The following is a 1,187-nucleotide window of genomic DNA, read 5'->3' as shown; positions in this document are numbered from 1 at the left end:
GTCCACTCCCCCTAAAATGAGACAGCTATAATTAGATTTTCTGCCTTTACCTTTGCAGAGGTCAAAATGAAAAAAGCACGCTTTACTGAAACTCAGATCGTTAATATCCTGAAACTGGCTGATTCAGGTATAAAAGTTGAAGAAATTTGCCGTCAGAACGGAATTAGCAGTGCCACCTACTACAATTGGAAATCTAAGTATGGTGGGATGGAAGCTAATGATGTTAAACGATTAAAAGAGCTTGAAGAGGAAAATACTCGTCTCAAAAAATTGTTTGCTGAAGTCAGTCTTGAAAATCATGCCATGAAGGAGCTTTTTGCAAAAAAGGGTTGGTAATAACCGAGAAAAAGTCCTGTGCCGGATTATTAACGGCTTCAGGCCTGTCGGTTATTACAGCTTGCAAACTGACCTCTTTATCGCGGGCCTCTTTTTATCGGCGCGGTACTGACTGGCGAGAAAAAGATAAGGTCGTTATCGATGCCATTCAGGCTGTGTTGTCTGAGTCGCCTCAGGCTGGTTTCTGGAAATGCTATTATCGTCTCAGATTTAAAGGGTTTATCTTCAACCATAAACGTGTTTATCGTGTGTATTGCCGGTTAGGTTTAAACCTTAAACGCAGGATCAAAAAAACGCTGCCAAAACGTGAGAATAAGCCGTTATCAATTGTGAATCTGCCTGATATTCAGTGGGCACTGGACTTTATGCATGATGCTCTTTACTGCGGTAAGCGGTTCAGAACACTAAATATAATTGACGAAGGAACGCGTGAATGTCTGGCCATTGAAGTTGATACTTCTTTACCGACAGACCGGGTTATCCGTGTACTTGATCGACTGAAAAAAGAACGTGGGTTACCTCAGCAACTCAGAGTTGATAATGGCCCAGAACTGATATCAGTTAACTTATTGAATTACTGCGAATATAATCACATTACACTGTGCCATATTCAGCCGGGTAAACCACAACAAAACGGATTTATTGAGCGTTTTAATGGCTCATTTCGTCGGGAGTTTTTGAATGCTTACTTGTTTGAATCATTAAGCCAAGTCAGAGAAATGGCTTGGTTCTGGCAACAGGATTATAACCTGAATCGTACACATGAAAGTCTGGGGCATCTTCCCCCGGAGACATACCGAAAACAGCTAGAAAACTCTAATCAGGACTGTCTCAGATAACGGGGAGTGGAC

1 protein-coding gene is annotated in these 1,187 nt (G+C 41.7%); it reads left to right on the top strand.

All coding sequences use genetic code 11. From position 1 onward, the window contains the following. Positions 1-66: 66 nt before the first annotated feature. A protein-coding gene (locus YALDO0001_RS22690) for an IS3-like element ISYal1 family transposase (RefSeq protein WP_086016827.1) occupies positions 67-1,175 on the top strand; the annotation gives its coding sequence in 2 pieces (ribosomal slippage) (positions 67-319 and positions 319-1,175; 1,110 coding nt in all). Positions 1,176-1,187 lie beyond the last annotated feature (12 nt).

Origin of the sequence: Yersinia aldovae ATCC 35236 (assembly GCF_000173735.1) — a bacterium.
In the GTDB taxonomy this organism is placed as follows: domain Bacteria; phylum Pseudomonadota; class Gammaproteobacteria; order Enterobacterales; family Enterobacteriaceae; genus Yersinia; species Yersinia aldovae.
The sequence above is the reverse complement of the archived record's forward strand: the minus strand, read 5'-3'. Positions and strand labels throughout refer to the sequence as shown.